The following is a 25,441-nucleotide window of genomic DNA, read 5'->3' as shown; positions in this document are numbered from 1 at the left end:
CCGCGCCGAGGCAGCCGACATAATAGGTAGAGGGAGGGCTCCGATAGGAGAGCCGCGAGGATGGCGAGCATGGACCGTACGCTGCTGCTCAGTCAGGTCTACGAGCCGATCACCGTGATCAGCTGGAGGCGAGCGATCAGCTTGCTGACGCTCGGCAAGGTGGAGGTCGTCGAGACCTACGACCAGAACATCCGCTCCGTCTCGCTCGTGCTGAAATTGCCGTCGGTGGTGCGCCTGGTGCACAGCTTTCGGCGGCACAAACACCCCGTGCGCTTCTCGCGGCAGAACGTGCTCGCGCGCGACCGCTGGCGCTGCCAGTACTGCGGCCAGAAGCGCACCAGCGCGGAGCTGACCTACGACCACGTCATTCCGCGGGCCAAGGGGGGCAAGACCTGCTGGGAGAACATCGTCACCGCCTGCGTGGAGTGCAACGCGCGCAAGGCGGATCGCACGCCGGAGCAGGCCCGGATGCGACTCCTGCAGGAGCCGGCGCGCCCCTCGTGGGTGCCGATCTTCACGCTGCAGATCTCGCGGCAATCGGTCCCCGACGCCTGGCGCGACTACTGCTACTGGATGGCCGAGCTCGTGCCGGACTGAGCGGGGCTACTTCCCCCCTCCCTCGGTGGCCACCCCGAGGCGCGTGAAGCCCACGCTGCGCGCGATGGACATCACCTTCACCACGCTGCCGTGATAGGCCTTGGTGTCGGCGAGCACGAGGATGCGCGCCCCCGGATGCGCCTGGCGTTCCTTGCGCAGCTCGCCGAGGAGCTGGTCCCCCGAGACGGGCTTCTGCTTGTATTCGAGGGCCCCGGTGCGGGTCACGACCACGGTGATGTCGGGCTCCTTGCCCGCGGCGGCCGAGCCCGCCCCCTTCGGCAACTCCACCTTCATCGACGGGCTGACGATCAGGCTCGCCGTCACCATGAAGATGATCAGCAGCACCAGCATGATGTCGACCATCGGGGTGACGTTGATCTCGGTGATCATCTCCCCGTCGTCGTCGTTCTGCGAGCCAGCGCCACCGGCCATCGGCTAGGCCTCCTCGGCCTTGGCCGCCGGAGCTCCCTCGGCCGCGGCGACGGCGATGGCCGCAGCCCCGGCGGGACCAGGTTGCCGGCGGAGCTCGGAGAGGATGAGGTGGCTCAGCCCGTCCACGCTCGCGATCAGGGCGCGGATACGGCGCTGGAAGTAGTTGAAGGCGATGACCGCCGGGATGGCCACGAAGAGCCCCATGGCGGTGGCCACGAGCGCTTCGGAGATGCCGGCCATCACGGCCTTGGCCGCGCCGCCGCTCTCGACCGACAGGTCGTGGAAGGCCTTGATGATGCCGATCACCGTGCCGAAGAGACCGATGAACGGCGCGTTGTTGCCGAGCGTCCCGAGGAAACCCAGCCGCTGCTCGAGCAGACTGCGCTGGATCGCCTTGGCCGAGGTGATCGCCTCGGCCACCGAGTCCGGTCCCTTGTCGTAGGCCCGAAGTCCCTCGAGCGCGATGCGCGCCTCCACGCCGCGCACCACCTGCAGTCGGAAGACCGCCTTGTCGATCTCCCCCTTGTCCAGGTGCGACTTCAGGTTCTCCGCCAGCCGGGCCGGATCTCCGCCCGAGCGCGAGATGACCACGGCGCGCTCGATGATGATGCCGACGCTCAGCACCGACAGCCCGATGAGCAACCAGAGCACCCAGCCAGCGCCGGTGCTCAACATCACCTTGAGAAGCGAATCCATCAGATCCATGGGCACCCCTCGGGCTCCGACGGAGCAGAGGCTCCGCGAAGCTGCCGTTTGAGGTAACACAGCGCCCCCCGCCATGCAAAAGGGGAGCGCGCTACTTGCGGCCGAGCCAGCGCGAGGCGAAGGAGGCCTTCGTCGGCGGCGTTGGTCGGGCGGCGAGGCGCTCTGCCGCGGCACGAATCGCCGCCTCGGCGCTCTCGCGTCGCTCGCCCGCCGGGCCCTCGGCGACGTGGCGGTCGAGGAAGTCGAACTGGTCCTGCCAGCACTGCTTGGCGGCGGCGGTCACCACGAGCGCGTGGAAGGCGTGCAGCTCCCCCGGATAGTAGCGGGTCTCGCAGGGGACCCCGTGCGCGTCGAGCGCGACCTTGAGGCGGCGCGTGTCGTCGAGCAGCGGGTCTCGCGTCCCGACCGCCGCGAAGAAGGGGGGCAGCGGGTGCGCCGGCGCGTCGCTCCCCTCGAGGACGAGGAGGGGGTCGGCCAGGTCGTGGCCCCCCGGCCGGCTCGGGTCGACGCCACGGAGATACCCTTCCGGAACCTCGGCCAGGCGGTCGAAGACCCAGGCTCGCATGCGCGGTTTGCGCCGACGGAACCGCTCGGGGTCGCTCACCTGCAGCATGCCGCAGTTGGGGAGCACCGCGCGCGGACGGAGCCCCGTCGCGAAGAGCTCCTGCGCCCACGGCTCGGGGCGCGGGTACGCGAGGATCACTGCCAGCGCCGTGACGAGGTTCGCCCCGGCCGACTCGCCGGCGAGCACCAGGCGGCCGAGGTCCCCCTCGCAGGCCGCCGCGTTCTTCGCCACCCAGACGAGCGCCGCCGCGCAGTCCTCGATCGCCGCGGGGTAGGGGTGCTTCGGCGCCAGCCGGTAGTTGACGTTGAAGACCAGGTACCCCTTCTGCGCGAAGGCCTCGGCCATCATCCAGTGGCTGTCCTTCGACAGGATGCGGAAGCCGCCGCCGTGCACGTAGAAGACCACCGGGGCGGGTCGCGGCGCGCCGACCGGGCGGTAGATGTCGAGGAGGTGCTCCACGCGCCCGGTGGAGAGGTAAGGCACGTCGCGTACCACGTCCACGCCGTAGGGATGGGGTCTCCGGCGGGGCATCGCGCGCATGGCCCGCGCCCCGACCTTGAAGAAGTTGCTCACCACCACGGCACCGGCACGCTGCCGCAGCGCATCGCGCAGCTGCTGGCCCCGGCGTCGGACTCTCTTGAGCATGAACGGCCTCGTTCCTTGACCGAAGCATATGAACCCGAGCCGTCGGGGGCAAGCCTACCGTCGAGGGAAGGGGCGGCGGTCCGCGATCACACCCCTGACGGGCCCTACGCTTGTCGGATCGGGGCGCCCCGCGTATGCTCGGCCTCCACGGAGCGTGACATGAACGAATCACGGGTGCTGATTCTCGGGGCGGCGGGACGAGACTTTCACAATTTCAACGTCTACTTCAGGGACAACCCGGGCTACCGGGTGATGGGCTTCACCGCGACCCAGATCCCGGGGATCGACGGGCGGCGGTATCCCCCCGAGCTCGCCGGGTCGCGCTACCCGCAGGGGATCCCCATCGAGCGCGAGGACGAGCTCCCCCGGCTGATCCGCGAGTGGAAGATCACCCAGGTGGTCTTCGCCTACTCCGACGTGAAGCACGAACACGTCATGCACCTCGCGTCGCAGACCCTCGCCGCGGGGGCCGACTTCCGCCTCCTCGGCGTCGAGCACACGATGCTCCAGGCCAGCGTGCCTGTGGTCGCCGTCTGCGCCGTGCGCACGGGGTGCGGCAAGAGCCAGACCTCGCGCTACGTAGCGGCCCGCCTCAAGGCCGCCGGCAAGCGCGTGGTCGCCGTCCGCCATCCGATGCCCTACGGCGACCTGACGCGCCAGGTGGTGCAGCGCTTCGCCAGCTACGAGGACCTCGAGGCGCACGACTGCACGCTCGAGGAGCGCGAGGAATACGAGACGCACCTCGAGAGCGGCACGGTGGTCTACGCGGGCGTGGACTACGCCCAGGTGCTCGAGCGAGCGCAGACCGAGGCCGACGCGATCATCTGGGACGGCGGCAACAACGACACGCCCTTCTTCCGCCCCGATCTATGGATCGCCGTGGTGGACCCGCTGCGCCCCGGACACGAGCTGACCTATCACCCCGGGGAGACGAACCTCATCGGCGCGCACCTCGTGCTGCTGAACAAGGCGACGGTGGCCCGGCCCGAGGACCGCGCCACGGTGCTCGGCAACATCGCGACGCGCAACCCGAAGGCGGTCGTCGTGCAGGCCGAGAGTCGCTTGGTCTTCGACGAGGAGGCGGTCCGGGGCAAGCGCGTGCTGGTGGTGGAGGACGGGCCCACGGTGACACACGGCGAGATGCCTTTCGGCGCGGCCACCGTCGCCGCGCAGAAGGTGGGCGCGCGCATCATGGAGCCGCGCGGCAGCGCGGTGGGGTCGATCCTGGCGGCCTACAAGAGCTACCCGCACCTCGGCCTCACGGTGCCGGCCGTCGGCTACTCGGACGAGCAGCTCAAGGACCTCGAGCAGACCATCAACGGTGCCGACTGCGACGCCGTGCTCTACGCCACCCCCATCGACCTCGGCCGCCTGCTCAAGCTGCGCAAGCCTGCGGTGCGCGTGCGCTACGAGCTGGCGGACCTCGAAGGACCCACGCTCGGCGACCAGCTCGACCGTTTCCTGCACCGCATGTCCCCGCGCTGAGCGAGCGGCGGCACCCGTTCGAGGACCAGCCATGACGCGAGACCTGAGCGCGCTATCCCACGTCCCGAGGGAGCGCGGAGTCTTCTGCAACCGCACCCTGAACCTCCGGTCGATCAAGGCCATCGGCTACGACATGGACTACACGCTCATCGACTACCACGTCGAGGCGTGGGAGCGACGGGCCTACGAGCACCTGCGACGCAAGCTCGTGGCCTACGGGTGGCCCGTCGGCGACCTCGAGTTCGACCCGACTCTCATCCAGCGTGGGCTGATCCTGGACATCGAGCACGGCAACCTGCTCAAGGCCAACCGCTTCGGCTACGTCAAGCGGGCCTACCACGGCACGCAGCCGCTCGACTTCGACGAGCAGCGCCAAGTCTACTCGCGCATCATCGTGGATCTGTCCGAGCCGCGATGGGTCTTCCTGAACACGCTCTTCTCGCTCTCCGAAGCGTGCATGTACGCGCAGCTGGTGGACCTGCTCGACCAGGGGAAGATCGCCCAGGGGCACATCAGCGGCGTGCTGGGCTACGCGGACCTCTACAAGCGCGTCCGCAAGTCGCTCGACCTCGCGCACATGGAGGGACAGCTCAAGGCCGACATCCTCGCCGAGCCGGAGACCTTCATCCAGCTCGACTCGGACACCCCGCTCGCCCTGCTCGATCAACGGCACGCGGGCAAGAAGCTCCTGCTCATCACCAACTCGGAGTGGGAGTACACGCGCGCGGTGATGCGGTACTGCTTCGACCGCTTCCTCCCCGGGGGGATGACCTGGCGCGATCTCTTCGACGTGCTGATCGTCTCGGCGCGCAAGCCGGCCTTCTTCTCGAGCCGCATGCCGCTGTTCGAGGTGGTGAGCGAGGATGGACTCCTCCGGCCTGCGATGCCGGGCCTGACCGACCGCGGGATCTTTCTCGGCGGCGACGCCACGCAGGTCGAGGAGTACCTCGGCCTCTCGGGGGACCAGATCCTCTACGTGGGCGACCACATCTTCGTGGACGTGCAGATCAGCAAGAACGTGCTCCGCTGGCGCACCGCGCTCGTCGTGCGCGAGCTCGAGCAGGAGGTGCGGGCCATGGAGCACTTCCGCGACCACGAAGGGCAGCTAACCGCCCTGATGGCCGAGAAGGAACAGCGCGAGGGCTTGCTCTGTCACCTGCGCCTCCTCTTGCAGCGCGCGCAGGGGCACTACGGACCGCCGCCGACCATCACTCCCGAGGCGCTCCACGCCGAGATCCAGTCGCTGCGCGCCGAGGTCGAAGCCCTCGACGACCAGATCGCGCCGCTCGCGATCCGCGCCGGGGACCTGAGCAACCACCGCTGGGGGCTGCTGATGCGCGCCGGCAACGACAAGAGCTACATGGCCCGGCAGCTCGAGCGGCACGCGGACGTGTACACCTCGCGCGTCTCGAACTTCGTCTTTCAGACCCCATTCGCCTTCATCCGGTCGCACCGCGGAAGCCTGCCGCACGACGGCACGGAGGGCTGAGCGCTCGCATGACGGCCGCACACTTCATCTACATCCCTCTCGCGATTACTGTCGGATTGATCGTGGGCTACGCCCTCGGCGGACGGGCCGCCCGAGCCGAGCTCGAACGGATCCGAGCGCGCCTGGAAGAGGCGGAGCGGCGCGAGGCTGCCGCGCGACTGTCCGGGGAGCAAACGAAGTCCTGATGGGGGCTCGACCCGCTGCGCTCGCGACCTGCCTCGTCGCGACAGGGATGGTGGCCGGCTGTCACGGCCTGTTCGGCTACCGCGCCGTGCCCGCTGCGACCGATGGCGGCCACACGGAGCTGGACGGCCAGCCCGAGGGGGGCGCGCTACGCGACGGCGCGATGACGGACGGCGTCCTCGACGGCGGGCGTGACGGCGGCGGTCCGCGCCCGGATGCGAGGGACGGCGGCGCGCTCGGGCTGCTCGTGACGTTCAACCCACGGGTCATCCCGGTCTCCGCCCCGGAGCTGGCCAACCCATTTCGCGGGGCCCTGGCCTGGTACGAGGACGCGTCGCTCTTGCCGTCGGGCTGGCCGGTGCTCGACAGCTACGCGCGCGTCACCTGGCGCAGCCTCGAGCCGACCGAGAACGCCTACGACTTCAGCGCCATCGAGTCCGCGCTGCAGCGGGTCGCCGCCCGTAAGGGGAAGCTCGGTCTGCGCGTGATGGCCGCGTGCACTACCTGCGCCACGAGCTCCGCCGTGCCGGCCTACCTGATGGCGCGCATGCCGGGCGGGACGACCACCGGGGCCGGACAGTACGTTCCCGACTGGAACGACCCGGACTTCCTCGCGCGAGCGCTCGCGCTCATTCAGGCCCTGGCTGCCCGCTACAACACCGACGCACGGCTCGGATGGATCGAGCCCGGCTTCTACGGCAACTGGGGGAGCTGGTTCCTCTTCTCGCTGCCCGGCCCGACGATGACGACGGCCAACAAGTACGCCATCGTCGACGCCGCCGTGGCCGCCTTCACCGGACCGCGCATCATCATGTCCGCGGGAGACAAGCAGGCGCTGGACTACGCCATGGCGCTCTCGCCGCGCATCGGGTGGCGCAACGACTGCGCCGGGGAGAGCGGCCTCGACGACATCTGGAAGAACCGACCGTCCATCCAGGGCCGCTGGACCTCGGCTCCGGGGATCGCGGCGTGGTGCGGAGCCCCGGCGGGGCGCGGCTACTTCGCGCATGGCCTGACCCAGGTGAAGGACTATCACCTGGCCATCGTCTCGGGAGACACGGAACCGTACACCGCGTACTCGGCGAAGGAGCAGGCCGAGCTGCAGAGCGCCCTGAAGGCCGAAGGCTACCGGTTCGTGCTCCGCAAGCTGACCCTGCCCGCGGCGCTCCAGCCCGGGAAGTCCTTCGAGGTGCGGACGGAGTGGTCCAACGTGAACGTCACGCCCGCGTACACGCGCTGGCAGGTCGAGCTGCTCTTCCGTCCCGCCGGGAGCACCACCGTGGCCTGGGACCTCCCGCTCGGCGTGGACCTCGAGAAGCTCCTGCCGACGACGAACGCCGCCGGGGTCGACACGCCCGTCGCGTACACCACGACAGTGATGTGGCCCGCCGGAGCCCTCCCGGCGGGGAACTACGAGGTCGCGCTGCTCGTTCGAGACCCGGCCGGGTACTACGCGCCGCTCGCCGTCGCGATCGAGGGGCGTCGCAGCGACGGCAGTTATCCCCTCGGCAACGTGACGCTTCGGTAGGGTCGGCGCGCAGGCCGTCAGGCGGTGCGCTTGATGATGTGGTAGCCGAAGTCGGTCTCGACCACGCCGCTCACTCCGCCGACATCCAGGCCGAAGGCGGCCTCCTCGAACGGAGGCACCATCATCCCGCGGCTGAAGGCCCCGAGGTCGCCGCCCTCGTCGGAGGAGGGGCAGTCCGAGTTCGCGCGGGCCAGGTCGCCGAACTCGGCCCCGCCGTCGAGCTGCTGCTTGAGCGAGGTGATCTGCTGCAGGGCCTCGCCCTTCGAGCGCGTGGCGCTGGAGCGGGCCGAGCCCTTGTACATCAAGAGAATGTGGGACGCGCGAACCCGGGCGGCGGTCATGGAGTCCTCCTCGGCGGGGAAAGGTCACAGCGCTCGTTGCGCGAGCGGTAGCGTAGACCGGCCGGGGCGAAAAGGCGACTCCGTCCCCGCGTGTCCCCGCCGCCCCGCGTGCTCGGGGCTAGAGACCCCCACGGCCCCGTCGCCAGCAGGCCCCAGCACGGTGCAAGTGGTCGAAATACCGACGGTGAGCCGTGGCACCCGGGTTGCATCTCACTTCCTCGATGGCGCAGCGTTCTCGTCACCTCCATCGCGCGCAGGGAGCTCTCGTGGCCGCGAGCGTCGCGCTGGTCGCCTCGCTGAGCGGGCCCGAGGCGGCGGCGCGAACCACCCCGAACAGCGGCGCGGTGGGGCTTCCCCCCGGCGTCGAGCTGCAGACCCCCCTCCCCTGCGGCGTCCGCACGCGCGTCACCTGCAGCTACGGCTGCGGCGGCCACACCGGAACCGTCAACGGCAGCTCGTCGAACGACTACTACGCCCTCGACATCCAGCGTGACGAGGCGGGCGGCGGCGACGGGAAGCCGCTCGTGGCGGCCGCCACGGGCGTGGTGCGGTACGCCAGCTGGGCCACCGGCGGGTGGTCCAGCTACGGCCTGATGGTGCTCATCGAGCACGACTTCGGCGACGGGCATCGCTACGTCACGCTCTACGCGCACATGAGCAAGATCGGGGTCGCCGTCGGCCAGAAGGTGGTGATCGGCGAGACGATCGGCAACATGGGATCGACGGGGAACAGCACCGCTCCGCACGTCCACTTCGCCGTGCATCGGGACGCCAAGATCGCCGGAGGGCCCTACGGCGGCACCGCGGTCGTCCCCGAGCCGCTCGGCGGTCGCGAGAACCTGAGCGGCGGCGGTTCCTGGTCCCCCGCATGCGTGAACACGCCGCCTCCGCCACCGTCGCCGCCCCGACCTCCGTCGGCCGACCAGGGAGTTCGACACGACGCCCGAGCCCCCGTGGCCCCCCGCGCGGACGCGGGTGTGCCGTCGGCGCCGGCTCCCGTCTGGAACAGCCCCGACGCCGGGACGACGGCCATGCTGCCCGAGGCTGCACCGGAGGATCACGACAACCCGACGGCAGTAATGGGCGGGTGCAGCGCCGCCGGAGGGTCGACGCGAGATGGGCTCCTCGGCCTGCTCGCCCTCGGCCTCGCGCTGGCGCTCGTCGGGCCTCGGCGCGCGCGACGGAACCGCGCCCCGAGCCGCGACCGCTAGGGACCTCTTAACGACGACTCAGAAAGGCCGGTCGCGCCGGGAGGGAGAGACGCCGCGGAGGCGCTGCGGGCCTGGCCCACGCGGGGAGCTCCGAGATAGGGCGCGCGGCCAGCTCCCCGGGCTGCGCCGCGTGGAAGTAGCGATACCCCTCGCGCAGCAGGCGACGGCTCACGAGCGTCGTCGACCCCCGCGGCACCTCCTCGAGCAGACCGGGCAGTCCCGCCATGGCGTGCTCGAGCTCCGACGGTGAGAGGTCGCTGAGGAGCGCCGCCACCGCGAAGACGCGCGCCCAGCCCACGCTCCCCTGGCCTTGCGCGAGACGCACGCGCTCGGCGTGAGCGTGCGCGAACTCGAGTCGCGCGAGGGTACGCTCCCACCGCGCGCCATCGCGCACCACCACCGCGAGGCCGCGAAAGACCTTGGGCCAGAGCTCGAGCTCGGCGCCGATCTCCGCCACGACACGGAAGCTGCGCCGCCCCTCGCCCACCCGGAAGGGGCTGAAGACGTAGAGCGCGCGGCGTCGCTGCTGATCCGCCGTCCCGCCCTGGAAGAAGCCGCGCACCCCGCGCGGCGTGAGCTCCCGGATGGCCTGCACCGACTCCGGGTCGATCTCCATCTCCCGCCGATTGAGCAGGTAGAGGGCGTGGAGCGCCCCGTGCATCAGGTCGGGTGTCGTGAGCCGCGGACTCTGCGTTCGCTCGCGCCGCACCGCCAGGACGTTGGCCATCAGGTCTCGCGTCCCCTCGGCGGGGTCCTTCAGCTCGGGCATGCGTCGCGCCGCCTCGAAGTCGGTGAGCTCGTGCAGGAGATCGGTCAGCCGCGCACCGGGCGGGACGGCCAGCTTCAGCTTGGCCACGGAGATGTATTGGTGCGGGCGCCGGTAGGCTCCTCGCTGGGTGTAGAGCGAGCAGTCGAGCTGCATCGCCCGCCCGTCGGCGCCGCGGGTCTCGAACTGTACGTGGACCACTCCCGGCCGGTAGGAGGGCTTGCGCGTGATGCGGCCCCTCGCGCGCACCTCCGGGAAGTGCGCGCGCACGGTCCGGATCACCTCGGCCACCACGCGCTCGACGGCCAGCCGGTCGATCTGCTCGGGGGAGCGGCGCCTCGCGAAGAGGGGCGGACGCTGCCGCATCGCCGCACGCGTGCGCTCCACCGCGGAGCTCACGTCGAGGCCGAGGTCCAGGTCGTCGAGGCGCGGCCCCGCCTGCGACGTCCCGGCGGCGAGGCGCTGGCGCGCGCCAAGGGTGTCGCGCACGGTGCCTCCGGTCACGCGCTTGTCCATCCCGAGCGCATCGAAGGCCAAAAGGAGCGCATCCACGCGCCGGAGGTCCTTCCATCGCGCGGAGAGGACGGGGTTCTGACGCGCCTCGGGACGCGCCTGCTCCAGCGCGTCGAGGCGTCGCCTGAGCTCGCGGCGCACCGGGCGGCGAGCCGACGCATCGTTCAGCCGGAGATACCCGTCGCGCGCGAAGAGCCGGTCCGCGAAGCGCCGCAAGCCCTCGGTCACGCGGCCGAGAACCCCGGGGCGCGGCCCCCGCTCGACGACGGGAAACCCGTGTGCCGGCGCGAGCGGCGCGGCGACCAGCCAGACGACGATTACGAGAGACGAGCTACGCACGTGAGGGCGACTTCTCGGAGACTTCCGCGCTCCGAGGCCGGCTACGGAGCACGCGACGTGCCAGCCCGGAGATCCGCGTCACGAACGCCACGCCGTCCCGAGCGCAACGGACCCTCAGTATCCGAACCACCTTTGGAGGCGAAACCGCGCCGTGTCGACGACCCGCTTGGCCGTCCAGCGCACGTTGTCCAAGGTACGTTCCAGCCGGTCCCGGGCGAGGATCTTCTCGCCTCCGGGCCGGGCGGCGATGGCGGCGCGCCAGAGCGCGTCCGTGCCGTCGAAGTTCGCGTGCCCCACGAAGGAGGCCAGGCTCCGCAGCATCGCGTCCCCGTGGGCGCGATGCAGCACCGCGACGAACGCCTTGATCTCCGCGCCCCCGCGCAGCTCGTTGAAGCCGTAGTAACGCCAATCCCGGTAGCCCGCCTTGCGCGCCCGCGGCTCGAGCTGCGCCCGAACCTCGGCGAGAGATCCCATGCGCTTCGAGCTGAGGAGCGAGGGGCGCACGAGCCGCTCGAACTCCATCTTGACCGTGTGGAGTTGGCTGTAGACGTGGGAGAGCCGCTCGCTCCCCCCGAAGCTCGGCTCCCGGTCCTGGCTGCGCCAGTAGCGCCGGAGGATCGTACGCACCGAGTCGCCGGGGCGCGCGACGAGCGGCGTGCCGTTGAAGAGGCCGAAGTAGGACTCCCCGCGGGCGGTGCGCTGCGGAGCGCTCGCCAGGTCAGAGAGGACCTGCGCCGCCACCTGGATATGGTGCGCCACCCCATTGAGCAGGATCTTGGGGCGCATCGCGCCCGGCGCCACGCCCGTGAGGAAAGGCAGGCCGCCTGCCCAGGGACCCGCTTCCGGGCTGGCCCCCGAGAAGTCCACTTCCCGGGCGAGGGACAGGTTGCCCACCGTCTCGGCGAGCTGACGGACCCGGGCCTGCTTGAGCGTGGTCGCTCTGAAGCGCTGGTCGGCCTGCGTGAGCCGGCGCTGTTCCTGTTTCAGCAGGGTGTACTGCACCTTCAGGCGCTGTTTGGGCGTGGCCCGCTCCCAGACCTCCGGACGGTAGCCCTGCGGAGCGACCGACTGCCGCCGCGGGATCGCCTGGGCGGGCGCCGGTCCCAGGCTGAGACCGAGGCTCAGGCCCAGGGCTGCGCCCCATGCGGGGACGAGGGCCGTCCAAGGCGTCGACCTGCGGTACGGCAGCCCTTTTGTCATGCCCACGAGCGTTTGCAGGAGCCGTGCCCGCGCGCGCCTCCTACCGCGCGTCAGGTTTCCGGGGACTTGCGATGGTCACGATCCCACGGGCGGAAAGGAGCGCCGGCGGATCGGCGGATCGACCGGCCGGCGTCTGGGTACACCTGTCCCCCCGCACCGGGCAGCCCCCTACTCCCCTTGTTGCGCGAGGTAGGCCTCGAAAAGCCGCCGGTACTTGTCGGGGATGGGGATGGAGGTGAACCCGGCCATCTCGACCGCGACGGAGGTGACGCGGCCGACGGCCCTCACCTCCTCGTCGCCCTTGACCCGCAGCGTGTAGCGGAAGCGGCAACTCTTGCGGCCGATCTCCTCGATCGCGACCTCGATCTCCATGAGCTCGCCGAAGCGCAGCGGCTTCTTGAAATCCACCTCCGTGCGCACCGCCGGAAAGGCGAAGCCCTCCTGGGTGATGACGTCCGCGTAGGGGGTGCCCAGGTACTGGTCGAAGAAGTCCTCGAAGGCTACGTGGAAATAGTTCAGAAAGCGCGGGAAGTAGACGATCCCCGCGCGATCGACCTCGGAGAAGCGAACCTTGGCCAGGGAGGTGAAGCGCATGCGGGGATCCTCTCCGGCCAGCCCGGCGCGGGTCAAGCGTCGAGGCTGACGGCGTCGCGCCGACGGGCTCTCGAAACCGACCAGGAGCCCCCGGCCTGCTCCGGCTCCTGGAGGCCCGGCCGTACCCCGGCGCGCAAGGACCTGAACGATCACCGCGGGGTGCTCGCGCGAGCCGCGGGGCACAGGGCTTGCTCAGCGCGGCGGCGCAGCTCAGCCCAAGGAAAGCCCATGCGAGACCTTCGTCGGACCACCGCACACGCCGTAGCCGTCACGTTGCTGCTCGCCATCGCCCCCGCCCCTGCGCTGGCGGGCCCCCTCGAGGGGCTCCGCGAGCGCGCGGGGACCCTGCGGCAGGGGATGGGGCAGCGGATGACCCACCTCAAGGAGCGCTACGAGGGGTCTGCCGCGGGCCGGCGACTCTCGCGCGTCTTGCCGTCGGTGAAGGCCGGCGCCGGCTACTTCATCGGGACGGGCCTGCTGACGGTGGGGAGCTTCCTCCTCTTCAAAGAGGGCATGGTCCAGCCGGGTATCGCGACCGCGGGCGCCGCGGCCTCGGGGATCATGCGGCTCGCCGCATTGCCCGTGCTCGGCTGGCCGATGGGGGACCTCCGCGGCGTAGCGGCGCACTGGGTCCTCACCGGGGCCGCGCTGGCGGGCGGCGTGTACCTCGCCACGGAGGGGGCCACCACGCCGGCGCTCTTCCTGCTCGGCTACGGGGCGTGGGGGGTCGCGGGGGCTCGCCCGTGAACGCCACGCAGCGCGCGCTGCTCTTCGGAGTAGCGCTCGCGACCCTCTTCCCGCAGTCGGTCGAGGCGCGGACGCCCTGGGCGGAGCTCAAGGCGCAGCTCGGCCGCGTGCAGCGGTGGGCCCTCCGCACCGAGCCCAAGCTTCTCCGCTGGGCCGGCGTCTGGCCCCGCGGTACGCGGGTGGGCTCGGCTCCCCTCGGCATCGGCGACCTCGCGCTCCTCGCCGCCGCGGAAGCCACGCACGAAGAGGTCGGCCACTTCGAAGCGGTCGACGCGCGCGGAGCGACGCTCGGCACCCCGCTGCGCGTGACCTCCCACGACGCCGACGAGATCGACGGGAAGGCGCAGGCTCCCGCGCTCGGCCGGGTGCTCGCGCTCGCCGCGACCCACCCCGGAGAGGTGACCCGCATTCGGTTCACCCACGTGCATCCCTGGTGGGAGCAGAGCGTGGAGGTCTTCTCGGGAGCCGACCGGCGCTGGAGCCACGACGCGCGCTCTCTCCTCGACGAGGAGGGCTTCGCCGGCGTGGAGCTCGAGATGGTCGTCCTCGGGCGCCGCCCCTTCGGTGAAGTGAAGCGCGTGGCGCGCATCCCTGCGCGCGTCCCCGCACGCGCGCCGCTCGCGCCGTAGTCGCTCCGCCCGCGCTCGCGCCGTAGTCACTCCGCGCGCGCTCGGGACGTCTGACCCCAGCGCTGCCTCCCCGCGGCGCCACGCGCACAGACGGGACCTCACGCACGCGTGACCTCGCCGGGTCGCGCCGGAACCGATCTTCCACCTGAAAGCCGGGCCTCGGGGCCTGGGGCACCGCGAGGTGCACACACCCGTCCTCGCATCGGCCGGGCTCGGTCCTGGCACGCGGGTTGATACAGCTAGCGTTGGACGCGCCCGGCCGGCGCGGCGACGTGGCGATGGCGAGGACCGGTACTAGACTCCTGCACCTCCACGCGCTCGCGCTGACCGCGACCCTCGCGCTGGCCACAAGCTGGGCCGGGAGTGCAGCCGCGGAAGGCTGGGACCGGCCCGAGGGGCCAGCGCGTACGCGCCGCTACCGGCTGAAGCCTCAGCCCAGGGCCGTGGTGCCGGCCATCGGCGCGCGCACCGACATCCACGACGTCGCCACGGCCGTGCTGGGCCCGAAGGCGGCCGCCCGCTTCGACGAGCACTTTCTGCGCTGGGACGGACCGTCGCTCCACGGGCGGGGCGAGCAGCCGTACAGCGCGAAGCAGACCCTCTTCGAGGAACGCCCCTTCGCGCCCCGGCTCACGACCGCCGACCTGGAGACGCTTCTCGGGGGCGTCGCGCTCGTGATGCGTCACCCGAAGACCGGCCAGGTGGACTACTTCCTGCGGGACCACCACATGCTGGACCTCTTCCTCTACCACTATCACACGACGGGAGAGCTGCCCGAACGCCTGCTTCACCTCGACCGCCACTCGGACTTCGCCTGGCGCCCGTGGGCGGGCGACTACCAGGCGGCCACCTGGTGGGGAGGCCTGTGGAACCTGCTGCGCCCCGATGGACGGGTCCTCCTCAAGCAAGGGTCTGTCGTGTACGGGACCGCCGTGGCGCCGGCCTCCGACTACCGCAAGCGGCCGATCGGCAGCGCGAACCGTGGTGCGGCCTACACGCTACCCCTCGGCGCGCTGCGCGGCGACGCGAACTCCCGCGCGCGCCAGGAGCGCTGGGCGTCGTGGCGTTCCGCGCTGCGAAAGATCGCCCACCACCTGCCGGATGTCGTCTCGCTGGACATGGATCTCCTCCTCCCCGAGCCGCAGCTTCGCCTGACCAAGAAGCTGCTGCGGGACCCGCGCTTACAGCGCAGCCTGACGCACGCCAAGGTGCGCGTCTTCGTCGTCTCTCCCCAGTTTCTCGAGGGCGGCGACAACGGGACGGACATCAGGCCAGAGCGGATGCGCGACTGCGTGTCCCTGCTGAACGTGCTGCGCGCCGGGCTCGGGGCAGCGCCGCGGTAGGCCGAAGAAATCGCTAGGGGGACCGGATCGCCGGCGCCGGCGCCAGGGGTGGGCGCGGCGGCGAGCGGCGGTGGGCGCATGCGAGCGGCGGTGACGTATCGGTGCGCCGGGGAGAATGGCTGTCGACGAGGGGTGGGCGCGGCGGCCGGCGGCTGTGAGCGCACACGGGCGGTGGGGGTGAATCGGTGCGCCGGCGAGCGCCTACTTGTTCTTGGTTCTTCCATTGTCTTGTGTTTGTTCGTGCAAGGACATCCCTTGACGTCAGACCGGCGTTCTGCTAGTATTGGCCTTATTCATGTTGGCACAAACGTGCAAATCCTCCTCAGGAAAAGGCCGTCCTTCGGGCACGCGTCGGCCGGCGGGTCCTGCGAAACAGCTTCCGTTGCCTATGCGGGAGGCGACGGGGTGGGGTGGGAAACGGATGGGCGCGGGGAGAAAGAAACGGCCGGGGAGCGGACTGCCGCATCGGCCGCGACCGCTCCTGGCGAGCCGGTTTCCGGTGCACGTCACGATGAAGGTGGTGGAGGGGCTACCGAACCTGCGGAGCAAGAAGCAGCTACGGGCGATCGAAGACGCGTTCGTGAAGTCGGCGGGGCGGTTCGGGATGAACCTGGCGCACTACTCGATCCAGAAGAATCACCTGCACCTCGTGACGGAGGCCAAGGACCGGGAGGTGCTGATGCGAGGCCTGCGCGCGCTGGCGATCCGGCTCGCGCACGCGGTGAATCGCGCCATAGGCCGCAAGGGGCGGGTCTTTCGGGACCGCTACCACCAGCACATCCTGAAGACGCCGAGCGAGGTGAAGGCGGCGCTCGCGTACGTTTTGCAGAATTCTCGAAAACACAGCGTCGCGCGAGGCAAGTGGGTCCCGCGACGCGACCTGGACGCGTGCAGCTCTGCGCGCTACTTCACCGGCTGGAAGGATTTCGTGCCGGTTCCGCCCGACGGAGACCCGCCGGTGCTGGAGCCGCGAACCTGGCTCCTGAAGACCGGGTGGAGGCTACGGGGACTGATTCCCACGAGCGCGGTGCCGGGCGCCTGACCCCGCACGAAGAACCCTGCCCTCCCCGGCGCGCTACTCGCTCGCTCGCATGAGGAGGCCGTCGGCGTAGTAGTTCCCCGCCTCGGTCTCGAGGTCGTAGACCGTCCCGGTGACGCTCCGCAGGGGATGCGCGGTCTCGCGGACGCGCACGAAGGCCGCTCCCTCGCGCACCCAGTGGTTCAGCGTGGCCGTCACGCGAGGGGTGAGCCGCTTGCCCGGCAGGCGCGGCAGGACGGTGGCCTTGGCGTAGAGGTGCGTCACGCGCGTCACGACGCGCTGACCGTCGCGGTTTCCGTAGACGAGCTGGCCGACGGCCAGGCGCTCGATGGGCACCGGCCCGCGGGGGGTATCGATGGGCGAGCCCGCGGCCAGGCACTTGTTGTGCACCAGGATGTCGTTGGCGATGTAGCTCCCGGCGGAGGTCTTCAGGTTGTAGACCACGTCGGTCTGCGACTCGTCGCGCACGATCGAAAGGATGCGCGTCTCGGTCAGACGCCTCGAGCGAGCGCCGAGCACGTAGATCCAGTCGCCCGCGCGCAGCTCGTCGACCGGCACCCACCCGCGGCGCCGGGTCAGGACCGGGTGGTTGCCCGTCACGAGGAGCGAACGCCGCTTGGAGAGGCGGATGCGGTGCAGGGAGTAGCTCTGCTCGCGGTGCACGAGGGTCTTCTGGATCACCGCCGTGCGCACCCCGGAGCGGGTCCCGTCGCCGGCGAAGAGCTCCTCGTGGCGGTCGAGCTCCTCGATGGGCTTCGTCTCGCCGCTGGCCAGCCGGACCCGCGTCCCCGCCGCGACGCAGCCCTTCGACTCGATCACGTAGTTCGCGCGGGAGCAGGTCTTGCCCGCGGAGGTGGTCACGCTCAGCACCACCGGGCCGTAGCTCACCGTCGCCGGGACCGCCACGCTGATGCTCGTGTCGCTCCACGCGTTGATCGGCTGGGCCGCGATGCCGCCGAAGCTGACCGACCCGGCCGTGCTTCCGAAGCCCGAGCCCGAGATGGTGACCGTCTCGTACTGGTCCGCCGTGGCGGGGGAGACCGAACCGATGGTGCAGCCGCCCACCGGAACACCGGCGTCCTTGCAGGGCACGGGGGCGTAGAGGACGTTCTTCGCGGAGAAGGCGTACTTGCCGGCCCCCGCGACGCGCTGCAGGTACACCATGCCGCCCGAGATCGTGATGGTGACGGACCCCGAGGTGGGATAGCCGGACATCAGCTTGCCGTCGCAGTCGTAGTCGCCCCCCTGCCAGAGGCCGGTGATCATCCCCGTCGGTGACTCCCAGCTTCCCGTGAGCGTGGCGGCGGTGAAGGAGAGCTGGGTGCGGGTGAGCCGCACGCTCCCGGAGCACACCGGATCGGCGGTCAGCTCGCCGTCCACTCTCGCGTTGGTGAAGGTCAGCTTCAGGCGCGCGGAGCGGCCGTCGGCCTCCGCCGTACCCGCGTACTCCACGACCTTGCCGTACGGGCCGCAGCCCCCGGGCGGGGTGCCGCTGTCGAGACGGGGCCCCTCTTGCCCACAGACCAACGTCTTCGAGCGGCACGCGCCCTCGGCGTACCCGATGTACCGCTGGGCCTCGCTGGTCCCGCAGCTCTGCCTGAGGCTCGCCACGGCGTTGTCCATGTACATCGTCGAGCAGCCCATCTCGGGGAGCTTGGCGCAGAGGTGCGCCTTGGCGTCGTCGCAGGCGTTCCCCCCCAGGATGCAGGACGAGAGGGAGAGCCCTCCCGCGGCGAGCAAGGCGAGTGCGCTGACGAGCTGGACGGAAGAGACCGCTTTTCGCATGGAGACCTCCTCTCGAGGCCGAGCGTCGAACGCGCCGGCCTCCCGTTCCCGTGGGCTTCGTGGAGCGTGATGTGACGTGACTTGACTAATACGCTCTTGCGGAGATCAAGCCAAGAAACATAGGGGGGGCTGCGACGCGCCTCGCCTACGGCTCGTCGTCGGGCTCCGGCATCGCGGGAGCCCCGCCTCCGGGGGGACCCTTGTCGGGAGTCTTCTCCGGCTCCTTGGTCTGGAAGTCCTGCGCCTTCTTCTGCAGCACGGCGTCGGCGGTCCAGGTACCGACCTTGACCACGAACGAAGAGGACGCGCTCTTCGCGTAGTGGCCCTCGCCCTCCTTGGCTCCCACCTGCAGGCGATGGGTCTTCTCGCGCCCGCCCTCTCGCACCACGAGGAGCGCCTCGCCCTTCGGGGGCGTGAGGCCGTAGGCCGGCAGGACGTGCTTGCCCACCGGCTCCTGGAGCGTGACCTGCGCGAGCGCCCCAAGGAGCGCGTCCACCTCGGAGCTCTTGACGCGCGCCCCCTCCTCGAGGCCGTCGAGGGTCCACCGGCTGGCGGCCGCGGCGCCTTCCTCGGCCTCTCCCCCGGGCGCCCCTTCGCGGCGCAGCGTCAGCGTCCCGTGCGCATTCCGCAGCGTGACGGAGACGAGCTTGTCCCGCTCCACCTTGAAGTAGTCCGCGTCCACCCAGTCGGCGGCCACCGCGCTCGCGTCCCACGCCGAGAGGTCCCGCACCGCGTAGACCGCGTCCTCCCCCGCGCGCCGCAGGTGCACGCGCCGCACCGCCGGCGAGCTCCCGAGGTAGAAGCGCACGGGGGCGCCCCCGCCGGTGAGCGCGACCTCGCGCTGGAAGGTGTCCTTCGCCACCTCGAGGGCCCGGTGGTGCGCCTCGCTCGACGCCACGGGGGCCCCGGCGAGCAGGCCCGGCAGCTTGCCCAGAAACTCGGCCACCTTCCCGGGACGCACGGGGTAGTCGCCGGCGCTCGCGAGCACCCACTCAGCCCCCTGCCGCCGGAGCTCCACGACCTTCTTGTCGGCGTCGGTGATGCGCACCGAGGCGACCTGCTTCGGGTCCAGCTTCTCGAAGAGCTTCACCGCGGGTTCGGCCGCGCCCCCGCGCCCCACGAGCCGCACGAGCGCGAGCGCCCCACCCTGGAGCACCAGCGCCGCGACGAGAAAACGATTGAGCCGCGTCATCGCGCACCTCCGTCGGCCGGGACCAGGGGCAGCGGCTTGACGCTCCGCCGCCGATGGAGCGTGAAGGCCACCAGCAGCCCGAGGAGCGCCACCACCGCCAGGTAGTTGCCGAGCTCCCAGCGCGAGCGGGCCGCGTCGTCCATCGGCGCGAGCGTGCGCGCGTAGGCCCCGCGCGAGCGGATCGTGAGCAGGTCCACGTCGGCCACCGACCAGTCCACCAGGTTCTGCGCGAGCTGCAGGTTCGAGGTGAAGCGGTCCGAGCCGGTCTGCCGCGAGATCTCGAGCACCGCGTCGTTCAGGAACTCGCCGCTCCCCACGACCGCCAGCCGCGCGCCCTCGGGGGAGCTCTTGAGCACCCGCCCCGTCGCCTCGCCGCCCGTCGCGCCCTGGTCCTTGGCTCCGCCCTTCGGCGCCGCCTCGAGCGGTGACCGTTTGTCCTTGAAGCCGCTCTCGAAGCGCCCCGTCAGGAGCGCGGCCAGCACGTGGGCCTTCGTGCCGCCCTCGCCGGGCCCGAACCCCTTCTCCGGGTGCTTCGCGAAGTCGGGCTGGATCCCGGCGTGCTTCTGCGTCCACGAGCCGCCGCTCGAGCGCAGGAGCGTCACGCTCTTCGCGCCGGCGGGGTCCTTCACCTCGAGCGGCGAGACCCACTGCAGCGTCACCGACGGGAGGCGCCCGACCGTCGGGTGGTCCTCGGCCATCCCCTTCTGCCGCACGTCCACGAAGAAGGGGTACGGCAGGAGCTGCAGCTCGCGCACCGTGTAGCCCCCCACGTCGCGGTCCACCGGCACGGGGAAGGCCTCGTTCTGCGGGTCGAGCACCAGCTCCTCGCGGAGCGTGACCCCCCAGCCGGCGAGGAGCTCCTCGAGGCCGGTCTTGACGCCCTTGACCCCGAGGCCCCCTTGCGGGCTCGCGTCCATGGCGAAGCGCCCCGCGCACACGATGAGCGCGCCCCCGCGCATGAGGTACTGGTCGAGCGCGAAGCGCGACTTCTCGTCGAGGTCCTGCGCGCCGACCACGAGCAGCGTGTCCACCTCCCCCGGCACGCGCCCGCTCTTCAGCTCCAGCTCCTTGACGGTGTAGGTCTCGCCCAGCTTGGCCTTCAGCAGCTCGAAGCGCCGCATCGGCGGGGGCCGGCGCGCCATCGGGTTTCCCGCCGGCGGCTCGGCCTCCGACGGCACCACGAGCCCCACCGTCTTCAGGAAGCCGGGGGCGAGGCGCTTGAGGGCCGCCTGCACCTCGTTTCGCAGGTCGGCCTCGGTCATCTCCATGGCCGGGTAGACCCGCTCGTGCTTGTCCCCCGCGGTGAGCAGCAGGTGCAGGTAGAAGGTCTCCTCGGCGAGGAGCGAGGCCGAGAGCGGCTTGAAGCCGTACTTGCGCTGGAGCTCCTCCCGCAGCTCCGCGCGACCGGGCCCGCTCGGGTCCACGAGCGCGAGCTTGAACCTGCCGCCGGCGCGCCGCGCAAGCTCGGCCGCCACGCGCTCGAGCCGCTTGGGGAAGTCCTTCAGGCTCTCCGGCAGGCTCTTCGGCGTCACGTAGGCCGAGAGCGTGACCGGCGCCCCGAGGCGCGAGAAGAGCGTCTCGAGCGGCTGGAAGCCGTGCACGACCTTCTTCACCGCGCGCGTCAGGTCGTACTCCAGGTTCCGCAGCCGCACCTCCATGTCGCGGTAGCCGGTGACCTTCAGCTCGATCAGGTCGTCGAAGTCGAGCTTCTCGTACTTGTCGCCGTACTTCACCAGCACGCTGAAGTAGGAGTTCACGAGCGCCGACTCGTAGCGGTCGGCGAAGGGGAGCGGCACGCTCTTGATGCCGTAGTCCTCGTTGGCCTCCCGCTCGGTCGCGCCGTCCTGCCGCGGGTCGAGGAACTCCGCGCGCACCAGGCTGCCGCCCACGGCGCCGTACTCCTTGATCAGGTCGCGGATGCGCGGCACGAGCGGCGCGAGCAAGGGGTGGGTCTTCGAGGAGAAGTAGCCGCGAATGAGGAGCGGCGCGTCCAGCTCGTGCAGGAGCTTCGCCGTGACGGGCGAGATGCTGTACTCCTTGCGCTCCGTGAGGTCGAGCCGCGCGGCCCGGACCCCCGAGGCCAGCACGTTCAGGAGCACGAGGTTCGCCGCGAGCAGCAGCACCGCGAGGCGCGTGGCCCGGCGACGGACGCGGCTCCGCTCCCCGTCGCTCCAGCGTTTGGCCTCGAGGAGCGCCACGTTGAGGAAGAGAAAGCCCCCCGTGAGGCTCGCGTAGTAGAGGAGGTCCCGCAGGTCGATCACCCCGCGCTGGATGCTCTCGAAGCGGCTCCCGGTGCCGACGGCGCGCAGGACCTCGGCCCCGCGATTCCCCGCGAAGGAGGCCACCGACTCGGTCCCGAGCAGGTAGAAGGCGCCGCACGCGAGGACCGTCCCGATGAGCGCCACGATCGGGTTGTCGGTGGTGGAGGAGATACAGAGGCCGATGGCCAGGTACGCCGCGGCGAGCAGCAGCGCCGCGAGGTAGCCGCCGATGACCGGCCCCCAGTCGAGCGGGCCGAGGAAGGCCACCGTGATGGGGAGGGTGACGGTCAGGGCGAGCGCCACCGCCACGAGGCCGAGGCCGGCGAGGAACTTCCCGAGCACGAGGCGGTGCGTCCTCACCGGCAGGGTGAGCAGGAGCTCGAGCGTCCCCATGCGCTGCTCCTCGCTCCAGAGGCGCATGGTGAGGGCCGAGACGAGGAAGATGAGCAGCACCGGGAGCCAGTGGAAGAGGGGCCGCACGTCGGCCAGGTTCCGCCGGAAGAAGGTGTCCACCCAGAAGAAGGAGAAGAGGACCACGAAGAGGAAGGTCCCGAGGAAGATGAGCGCCACGGGGGAGAGGAAGTAGCCCCGGAGCTCCTTTCGGGCGAGCGCGAGGATCTGTTTCATCGGTCCGCTCCCACGGTGGGGGTCGCCGCGTCGCGCCGGTCGGCGAGGCCCCGGAAGACGGCCTCGAGCGTCTGCGCGTCGGGGCGCAGCTCCGCGAGTCTCCAGCCGCGTTCGCGTGCCAGGTCGTAGATCGCCGGACAGAGCTCGCGTCCCTCGCCCACCACGCGGAAGGCCGTGACCCCCTCGGGCGCCTCGTCCACGGCCACCTCCGTGACCCCCGTAAGGCCGCGCAAGGCCGCCGGCGCGTCGTCGGGGGCGCCCACGAGCCGCACGACCGCGGCGCGGCTCTCCCTGAGCTCGGAGAGGCGCGCATCGGTGCGCAGCTCACCGTCCATGATGATCAGGGCGCGCTCGCAGGTCAGCTCCACCTCGGAGAGGATGTGCGTGGAGAGGAGCACAGTGCTGTGCGCTGCGAGCTGCCGGATGAGGTGCCGGATCTCGACGATCTGGTTCGGGTCGAGGCCGGTCGTGGGCTCGTCGAGGATCAGGACCTGCGGGCGGTGCAGGATGGCCTGCGCCAGGCCCACGCGCTGCCGGTAGCCTTTGGAGAGCTGCCCGATGGGGCGGGCGAGGTACTCGGCGATGCCGGTGGCGCGCACCGCCTCGGAGAGGAGGCGCGGCGCGTGCTCCTCGGGGACCTGGCGGAGCGCGGCGATCATCTGCAGGTACTCCTGCACCAGCATGTCGGGGTAGAGGGGCACGTTCTCGGGCAAGTACCCGATGGCGGCCTGGACCGCGTGCGGCTCCTCGACCACGTCCACGCCGTTGACGCGCGCCGTGCCGTCGCTCGGCTGGAGATACCCGGTGAGGAGCTTCATGAGCGTGGTCTTGCCGGCGCCGTTCGGGCCGAGCAGGCCGACGACCTCGTGCGCGCGAACGGTGAAGCTCACGCCCTTGAGGGCGCGCGTCGCGCCGTAGTTCTTGCTGAGCTGGAGCGCTTCGATCATGGGGGCTGTCTTCTCTGGGAGGCGCTAGGGGACGGTCTTGGGTTTGGCGGGCCGGCGGAGCGCGCGCTTCAGGGCTTCGCGGAGCTCCTTGGCGTGGGCCGGCTGCTCGAGCAGGGTCTTGCACCCGGAAGGCGCCTCGGGGAGCCCGAGGTGCTGCTCGAGGAAGCGGAGCGAGCGCGCCACGAACTCGAGCTTGTTCGCGCGCTGGTCGAGCGAGTGCCCCTCGTCGGCCGCGACCATGTATTCGACGGGGACGGCGCGCGTTCGGAGCGCGCGGACCAGCTGGTCCTGCTCCGAGCGCGGCACGCGGGGGTCGTTCTGCCCCTGGTAGACGAAGAGCGGGGCCTTCACGCGCGCGGTGGCCTGGATCGGCGAGACGGCGTCGAGAAAGGCGCCGTCCTGCGGCAGCTCGCCGAACTCCTCGCGAAACGCGAGCCGGATCGCGCCGGTGGTCGTGGCCAGGAAGGTGCGGAGGTTCACCACGCCCACCAGGCCCACGCCGGCCCGCCAGAGCGCCGGCTGATGCCCGAGCGCCATGTACGTCATGTAGCCGCCGTAGCTTCCGCCGGCGACCACGAGACGCTCCGCGTCGGCCCAGGGCTGCTCGCGCACCCAGGCGTTGACCGCCGCGAGGTCCTTCACCGCGTCCATGCGCTTGCGGCCGTTGTCGGCCTGCTCGTAGGCCTTGCCGAAGCCGGTGGAGCCGCGCACGTTCGGCTCCACCACGGCGAGGCCCTGCCCGACGAGGAAGGCCACCCAGGGGTTCCAGCGGATCGAGGAGGCCGAGGCGGGTCCGCCGTGCACCAGCACCACCACCGGGAGCTTGCGCCCGGCGGGGAGACGCGGTGGCAGGTAGACGTTCATCGGCACGGAGGTCTTGTCGAAGGAGGCCACGCGCTCGACGGTGGCCTTCACCTTGGGGAGCGCCTTGAGCCCCGGGCGCACGTCCCGGCGCAGGGGCCGGAGTCGACCGCTTCGCACCTCCAAGAGAAAGACGTCCCCCGGTGCCGAGGGCGTAGAGAGGTTCACCACGAGCCCCTTGCCGTCGGCGGTGAAGCGGCCGAGGTCAACCGTCCCCAGGGGGACCTTCACCGGCCGCCGCGGCGCGAGGGTCGCGGGATCGAGGAGCCGCAGGGTCTGGTGACTGCCGGCGTGCAGCACCACGGCGAGGCCGTCCCCCTTGCGCGCGACCTCCACGTCGGCGACCTCGCCCAAGGGGTCCACGAAGGAGGCCTGCTGGGCGAAGGTCGCGGCGTCCACCTTGCGCAGCCCGAGGCGGGGCGTTCCCGCGTCGGTGACGAGGTAGATGCTCTTCCCGTCGGCGGAGAAGACCCCGTGCCGCGCGTGGGCCTTCACCCCGGGGGAGGGGGCCACCTGCGTGACCTTGCCGCTGTCGACCTCGATCAGCAGCAACGCAGACTCGGAGAGGCTCTTGAGCTTCGTGACGAGGAGGCGCTTGCCGTCGGGGCTGAGGTCGGTGAGGAAGTGAAAGCCCTGCCCGCGAAAGAGGCGCCGCTCGATCCCGCCCGCGACGGGCTGAGAGACGAGGTCGAAGCGTCCCGTGCGCTGCTCGCCCGTGAAGTAGTAGACGGTCTGGCTGTCCGGGCTCACGAGCGGCAGGTGGTGGAAGCGCGCCCGGTTCGTGGCGATGGTCCCCACCTGCGAACCATCCCCGCTCGCCCGGTAGAGCCCGTAGTTCTCGTCGCGCCGGCGGTCCCGGATGAAGAGGAGGTGCTTGCCGTCGGGGGTGAAACGCGCGTCCCCCACCGCATCGGCCTCCACGGCGACGCCCTCCGGCTCCTTCGCGGGGGCCTTCACGGCGCCGAGCTGGAGCTGGAGGCTTCCGCCGTCGCGGTTCGACAGAAAGAGGAGGTGCTTGCCGTCGGGCGAGAGCTCGAGGCCGCGGTTGACGAAGGCGTCCGGATAGGGGGCGTAGGCCTCGGCCAGCTCGCGGTCCCGCTGCGCGCAGGCGGCGTTCGGCAGGTCCACGCCGACGAAGGGGGCCAGGGCGCTGGTGGCCGGCTGCGGTCGCGGAGTCGAGCCGGCGCGGGCCTTCGGGGAGGCGGGCGCCGCCGCGGCCGGCCTCGTCGGCGTTGTCGTCGGCGTCGTCGGAGCCGGGGAGCTCGCGCTCGGAGCGCACCCCGCGGCGAGAAGCGAGCCCATCACGGTCACCGCCCAGCCGTGCAGGGCGTGCCTCGCGCGGCACTTACCTTCGCGGTACCTACCCTCGGTCGCCTTCATCCTGGTCTTCACGCGGCGCCTCCCGCTCCGCGCCATC

General features: G+C 71.1%; 22 protein-coding genes. 10 read left to right on the top strand and 12 right to left on the bottom strand.

Features of this window, described 5'->3' with window-relative positions; all coding sequences use genetic code 11:
* The first annotated feature begins 69 nt into the window (after window positions 1–69).
* Window positions 70–597, top strand: coding sequence for an HNH endonuclease (locus IT371_04570; GenBank protein MCC6746908.1), 528 nt, complete (start codon window positions 70–72; stop codon window positions 595–597).
* A 6-nt stretch (window positions 598–603) separates the two neighbouring features.
* On the opposite strand, the gene IT371_04565 is transcribed toward IT371_04570, so the two are convergent.
* The 3 genes from IT371_04565 to IT371_04555 form a co-directional block, all read right to left on the bottom strand.
* On the bottom strand, window positions 604–1,029 hold the full coding sequence (locus IT371_04565; protein ID MCC6746907.1) for a biopolymer transporter ExbD: 426 nt from the start codon (window positions 1,027–1,029) through the stop codon (window positions 604–606).
* Between the two features lie 3 nt (window positions 1,030–1,032).
* A complete protein-coding gene (locus IT371_04560; protein ID MCC6746906.1) occupies window positions 1,033–1,725 on the bottom strand; it encodes a MotA/TolQ/ExbB proton channel family protein in 693 nt (230 codons plus the stop codon).
* 100 nt (window positions 1,726–1,825) lie between these two features.
* Window positions 1,826–2,944: an alpha/beta hydrolase gene (locus IT371_04555; protein ID MCC6746905.1), complete on the bottom strand. Its 1,119-nt coding sequence runs from the start codon at window positions 2,942–2,944 to the stop codon at window positions 1,826–1,828.
* A gap of 159 nt (window positions 2,945–3,103) precedes the next feature.
* On the opposite strand from IT371_04555, the gene IT371_04550 reads away from it, so the two are divergent.
* From IT371_04550 to IT371_04535, 4 genes are read left to right on the top strand one after another with little or no spacing between them, the layout of a single operon-like run.
* Entirely contained in the window at window positions 3,104–4,429 is a 1,326-nt protein-coding gene (locus IT371_04550) for a GTPase (GenBank protein ID MCC6746904.1), read from the top strand.
* Between the two features lie 31 nt (window positions 4,430–4,460).
* A complete protein-coding gene (locus IT371_04545; GenBank protein ID MCC6746903.1) occupies window positions 4,461–5,918 on the top strand; it encodes an HAD-IG family 5'-nucleotidase in 1,458 nt (485 codons plus the stop codon).
* An 8-nt stretch (window positions 5,919–5,926) separates the two neighbouring features.
* Entirely contained in the window at window positions 5,927–6,103 is a 177-nt protein-coding gene (locus IT371_04540) for a hypothetical protein (protein MCC6746902.1), read from the top strand.
* Entirely contained in the window at window positions 6,103–7,629 is a 1,527-nt protein-coding gene (locus IT371_04535; protein ID MCC6746901.1) for a DUF4832 domain-containing protein, read from the top strand. The genes IT371_04540 and IT371_04535 overlap by 1 nt, the downstream gene beginning before the upstream one ends.
* A gap of 17 nt (window positions 7,630–7,646) precedes the next feature.
* On the opposite strand, the gene IT371_04530 is transcribed toward IT371_04535, so the two are convergent.
* Window positions 7,647–7,970 (bottom strand): peptidyl-prolyl cis-trans isomerase, encoded by a 324-nt coding sequence (locus IT371_04530; protein MCC6746900.1) that lies wholly within the window; start codon window positions 7,968–7,970, stop codon window positions 7,647–7,649.
* A gap of 221 nt (window positions 7,971–8,191) precedes the next feature.
* Between IT371_04530 and IT371_04525 the strand changes: the two genes are divergently transcribed.
* Window positions 8,192–9,181: a M23 family metallopeptidase gene (locus tag IT371_04525; protein MCC6746899.1), complete on the top strand. Its 990-nt coding sequence runs from the start codon at window positions 8,192–8,194 to the stop codon at window positions 9,179–9,181.
* A gap of 7 nt (window positions 9,182–9,188) precedes the next feature.
* Here IT371_04525 and IT371_04520 read toward each other — a convergent pair whose 3' ends face one another.
* From IT371_04520 to IT371_04510, 3 genes are all read right to left on the bottom strand, one after another.
* Window positions 9,189–10,799: a hypothetical protein gene (locus tag IT371_04520; GenBank protein MCC6746898.1), complete on the bottom strand. Its 1,611-nt coding sequence runs from the start codon at window positions 10,797–10,799 to the stop codon at window positions 9,189–9,191.
* A gap of 114 nt (window positions 10,800–10,913) precedes the next feature.
* A complete protein-coding gene (locus tag IT371_04515; protein MCC6746897.1) occupies window positions 10,914–11,999 on the bottom strand; it encodes a hypothetical protein in 1,086 nt (361 codons plus the stop codon).
* 168 nt (window positions 12,000–12,167) lie between these two features.
* Window positions 12,168–12,593 (bottom strand): acyl-CoA thioesterase, encoded by a 426-nt coding sequence (locus IT371_04510; protein ID MCC6746896.1) that lies wholly within the window; start codon window positions 12,591–12,593, stop codon window positions 12,168–12,170.
* 228 nt (window positions 12,594–12,821) lie between these two features.
* Here IT371_04510 and IT371_04505 point away from each other — a divergent pair, with 228 nt between their 5' ends.
* The 4 genes from IT371_04505 to IT371_04490 all read left to right on the top strand — a co-directional run bounded on the left by IT371_04505 (window position 12,822) and on the right by IT371_04490 (window position 16,354).
* Window positions 12,822–13,340: a hypothetical protein gene (locus tag IT371_04505; protein ID MCC6746895.1), complete on the top strand. Its 519-nt coding sequence runs from the start codon at window positions 12,822–12,824 to the stop codon at window positions 13,338–13,340.
* Complete coding sequence (locus tag IT371_04500) at window positions 13,337–13,969, top strand: hypothetical protein (protein ID MCC6746894.1); 633 nt, start codon at window positions 13,337–13,339, stop codon at window positions 13,967–13,969. Before IT371_04505 ends, IT371_04500 begins: the two co-directional genes overlap by 4 nt.
* A gap of 278 nt (window positions 13,970–14,247) precedes the next feature.
* A complete protein-coding gene (locus IT371_04495) occupies window positions 14,248–15,312 on the top strand; it encodes a hypothetical protein (protein MCC6746893.1) in 1,065 nt (354 codons plus the stop codon).
* Between the two features lie 421 nt (window positions 15,313–15,733).
* Window positions 15,734–16,354 (top strand): hypothetical protein, encoded by a 621-nt coding sequence (locus IT371_04490; GenBank protein ID MCC6746892.1) that lies wholly within the window; start codon window positions 15,734–15,736, stop codon window positions 16,352–16,354.
* 33 nt (window positions 16,355–16,387) lie between these two features.
* Here IT371_04490 and IT371_04485 read toward each other — a convergent pair whose 3' ends face one another.
* The 5 genes from IT371_04485 to IT371_04465 form a co-directional block, all read right to left on the bottom strand.
* Complete coding sequence (locus tag IT371_04485) at window positions 16,388–18,136, bottom strand: IPT/TIG domain-containing protein (protein MCC6746891.1); 1,749 nt, start codon at window positions 18,134–18,136, stop codon at window positions 16,388–16,390.
* 145 nt (window positions 18,137–18,281) lie between these two features.
* Window positions 18,282–19,328, bottom strand: coding sequence for a DUF4340 domain-containing protein (locus IT371_04480; protein MCC6746890.1), 1,047 nt, complete (start codon window positions 19,326–19,328; stop codon window positions 18,282–18,284).
* Window positions 19,325–22,216, bottom strand: a complete 2,892-nt coding sequence (locus IT371_04475; protein ID MCC6746889.1) for a Gldg family protein — start codon at window positions 22,214–22,216, stop codon at window positions 19,325–19,327. Before IT371_04475 ends, IT371_04480 begins: the two co-directional genes overlap by 4 nt.
* Complete coding sequence (locus IT371_04470; protein MCC6746888.1) at window positions 22,213–23,163, bottom strand: ATP-binding cassette domain-containing protein; 951 nt, start codon at window positions 23,161–23,163, stop codon at window positions 22,213–22,215. Before IT371_04470 ends, IT371_04475 begins: the two co-directional genes overlap by 4 nt.
* A 24-nt stretch (window positions 23,164–23,187) precedes the next feature.
* Window positions 23,188–25,416 carry a S9 family peptidase gene (locus IT371_04465; protein MCC6746887.1) on the bottom strand — a complete coding sequence of 743 codons (2,229 nt, stop codon included), beginning with the start codon at window positions 25,414–25,416 and terminating at the stop codon, window positions 23,188–23,190.
* Between the last annotated feature and the right edge of the window lie 25 nt (window positions 25,417–25,441).

The sequence above is a fragment of the Deltaproteobacteria bacterium genome (genome assembly GCA_020848905.1).
Classification (GTDB): domain Bacteria; phylum Myxococcota_A; class Polyangia.
Note: the sequence above shows the minus strand (reverse complement) of the source record. Positions and strands in the feature narration are given on the sequence as shown.

What these genes read in the sequence shown, in the direction of transcription:
- IT371_04555 (MCC6746905.1), bottom strand. Translation starts at nt 2,944, where the DNA reads ATGCTCAAGAGAGTCCGACGCCGGGGCCAGCAGCTGCGCGATGCGCTG.
- IT371_04570 (MCC6746908.1), top strand. Translation starts at nt 70, where the DNA reads ATGGACCGTACGCTGCTGCTCAGTCAGGTCTACGAGCCGATCACCGTG.
- IT371_04505 (MCC6746895.1), top strand. Translation starts at nt 12,822, where the DNA reads ATGCGAGACCTTCGTCGGACCACCGCACACGCCGTAGCCGTCACGTTG.
- IT371_04495 (MCC6746893.1), top strand. Translation starts at nt 14,248, where the DNA reads ATGGCGAGGACCGGTACTAGACTCCTGCACCTCCACGCGCTCGCGCTG.
- IT371_04470 (MCC6746888.1), bottom strand. Translation starts at nt 23,163, where the DNA reads ATGATCGAAGCGCTCCAGCTCAGCAAGAACTACGGCGCGACGCGCGCC.
- IT371_04550 (MCC6746904.1), top strand. Translation starts at nt 3,104, where the DNA reads ATGAACGAATCACGGGTGCTGATTCTCGGGGCGGCGGGACGAGACTTT.
- IT371_04560 (MCC6746906.1), bottom strand. Translation starts at nt 1,725, where the DNA reads ATGGATTCGCTTCTCAAGGTGATGTTGAGCACCGGCGCTGGCTGGGTG.
- IT371_04545 (MCC6746903.1), top strand. Translation starts at nt 4,461, where the DNA reads ATGACGCGAGACCTGAGCGCGCTATCCCACGTCCCGAGGGAGCGCGGA.
- IT371_04485 (MCC6746891.1), bottom strand. Translation starts at nt 18,136, where the DNA reads ATGCGAAAAGCGGTCTCTTCCGTCCAGCTCGTCAGCGCACTCGCCTTG.
- IT371_04475 (MCC6746889.1), bottom strand. Translation starts at nt 22,216, where the DNA reads ATGAAACAGATCCTCGCGCTCGCCCGAAAGGAGCTCCGGGGCTACTTC.
- IT371_04565 (MCC6746907.1), bottom strand. Translation starts at nt 1,029, where the DNA reads ATGGCCGGTGGCGCTGGCTCGCAGAACGACGACGACGGGGAGATGATC.
- IT371_04535 (MCC6746901.1), top strand. Translation starts at nt 6,103, where the DNA reads ATGGGGGCTCGACCCGCTGCGCTCGCGACCTGCCTCGTCGCGACAGGG.
- IT371_04525 (MCC6746899.1), top strand. Translation starts at nt 8,192, where the DNA reads ATGGCGCAGCGTTCTCGTCACCTCCATCGCGCGCAGGGAGCTCTCGTG.
- IT371_04540 (MCC6746902.1), top strand. Translation starts at nt 5,927, where the DNA reads ATGACGGCCGCACACTTCATCTACATCCCTCTCGCGATTACTGTCGGA.
- IT371_04510 (MCC6746896.1), bottom strand. Translation starts at nt 12,593, where the DNA reads ATGCGCTTCACCTCCCTGGCCAAGGTTCGCTTCTCCGAGGTCGATCGC.
- IT371_04490 (MCC6746892.1), top strand. Translation starts at nt 15,734, where the DNA reads ATGGGCGCGGGGAGAAAGAAACGGCCGGGGAGCGGACTGCCGCATCGG.
- IT371_04530 (MCC6746900.1), bottom strand. Translation starts at nt 7,970, where the DNA reads ATGACCGCCGCCCGGGTTCGCGCGTCCCACATTCTCTTGATGTACAAG.
- IT371_04515 (MCC6746897.1), bottom strand. Translation starts at nt 11,999, where the DNA reads ATGACAAAAGGGCTGCCGTACCGCAGGTCGACGCCTTGGACGGCCCTC.
- IT371_04480 (MCC6746890.1), bottom strand. Translation starts at nt 19,328, where the DNA reads ATGACGCGGCTCAATCGTTTTCTCGTCGCGGCGCTGGTGCTCCAGGGT.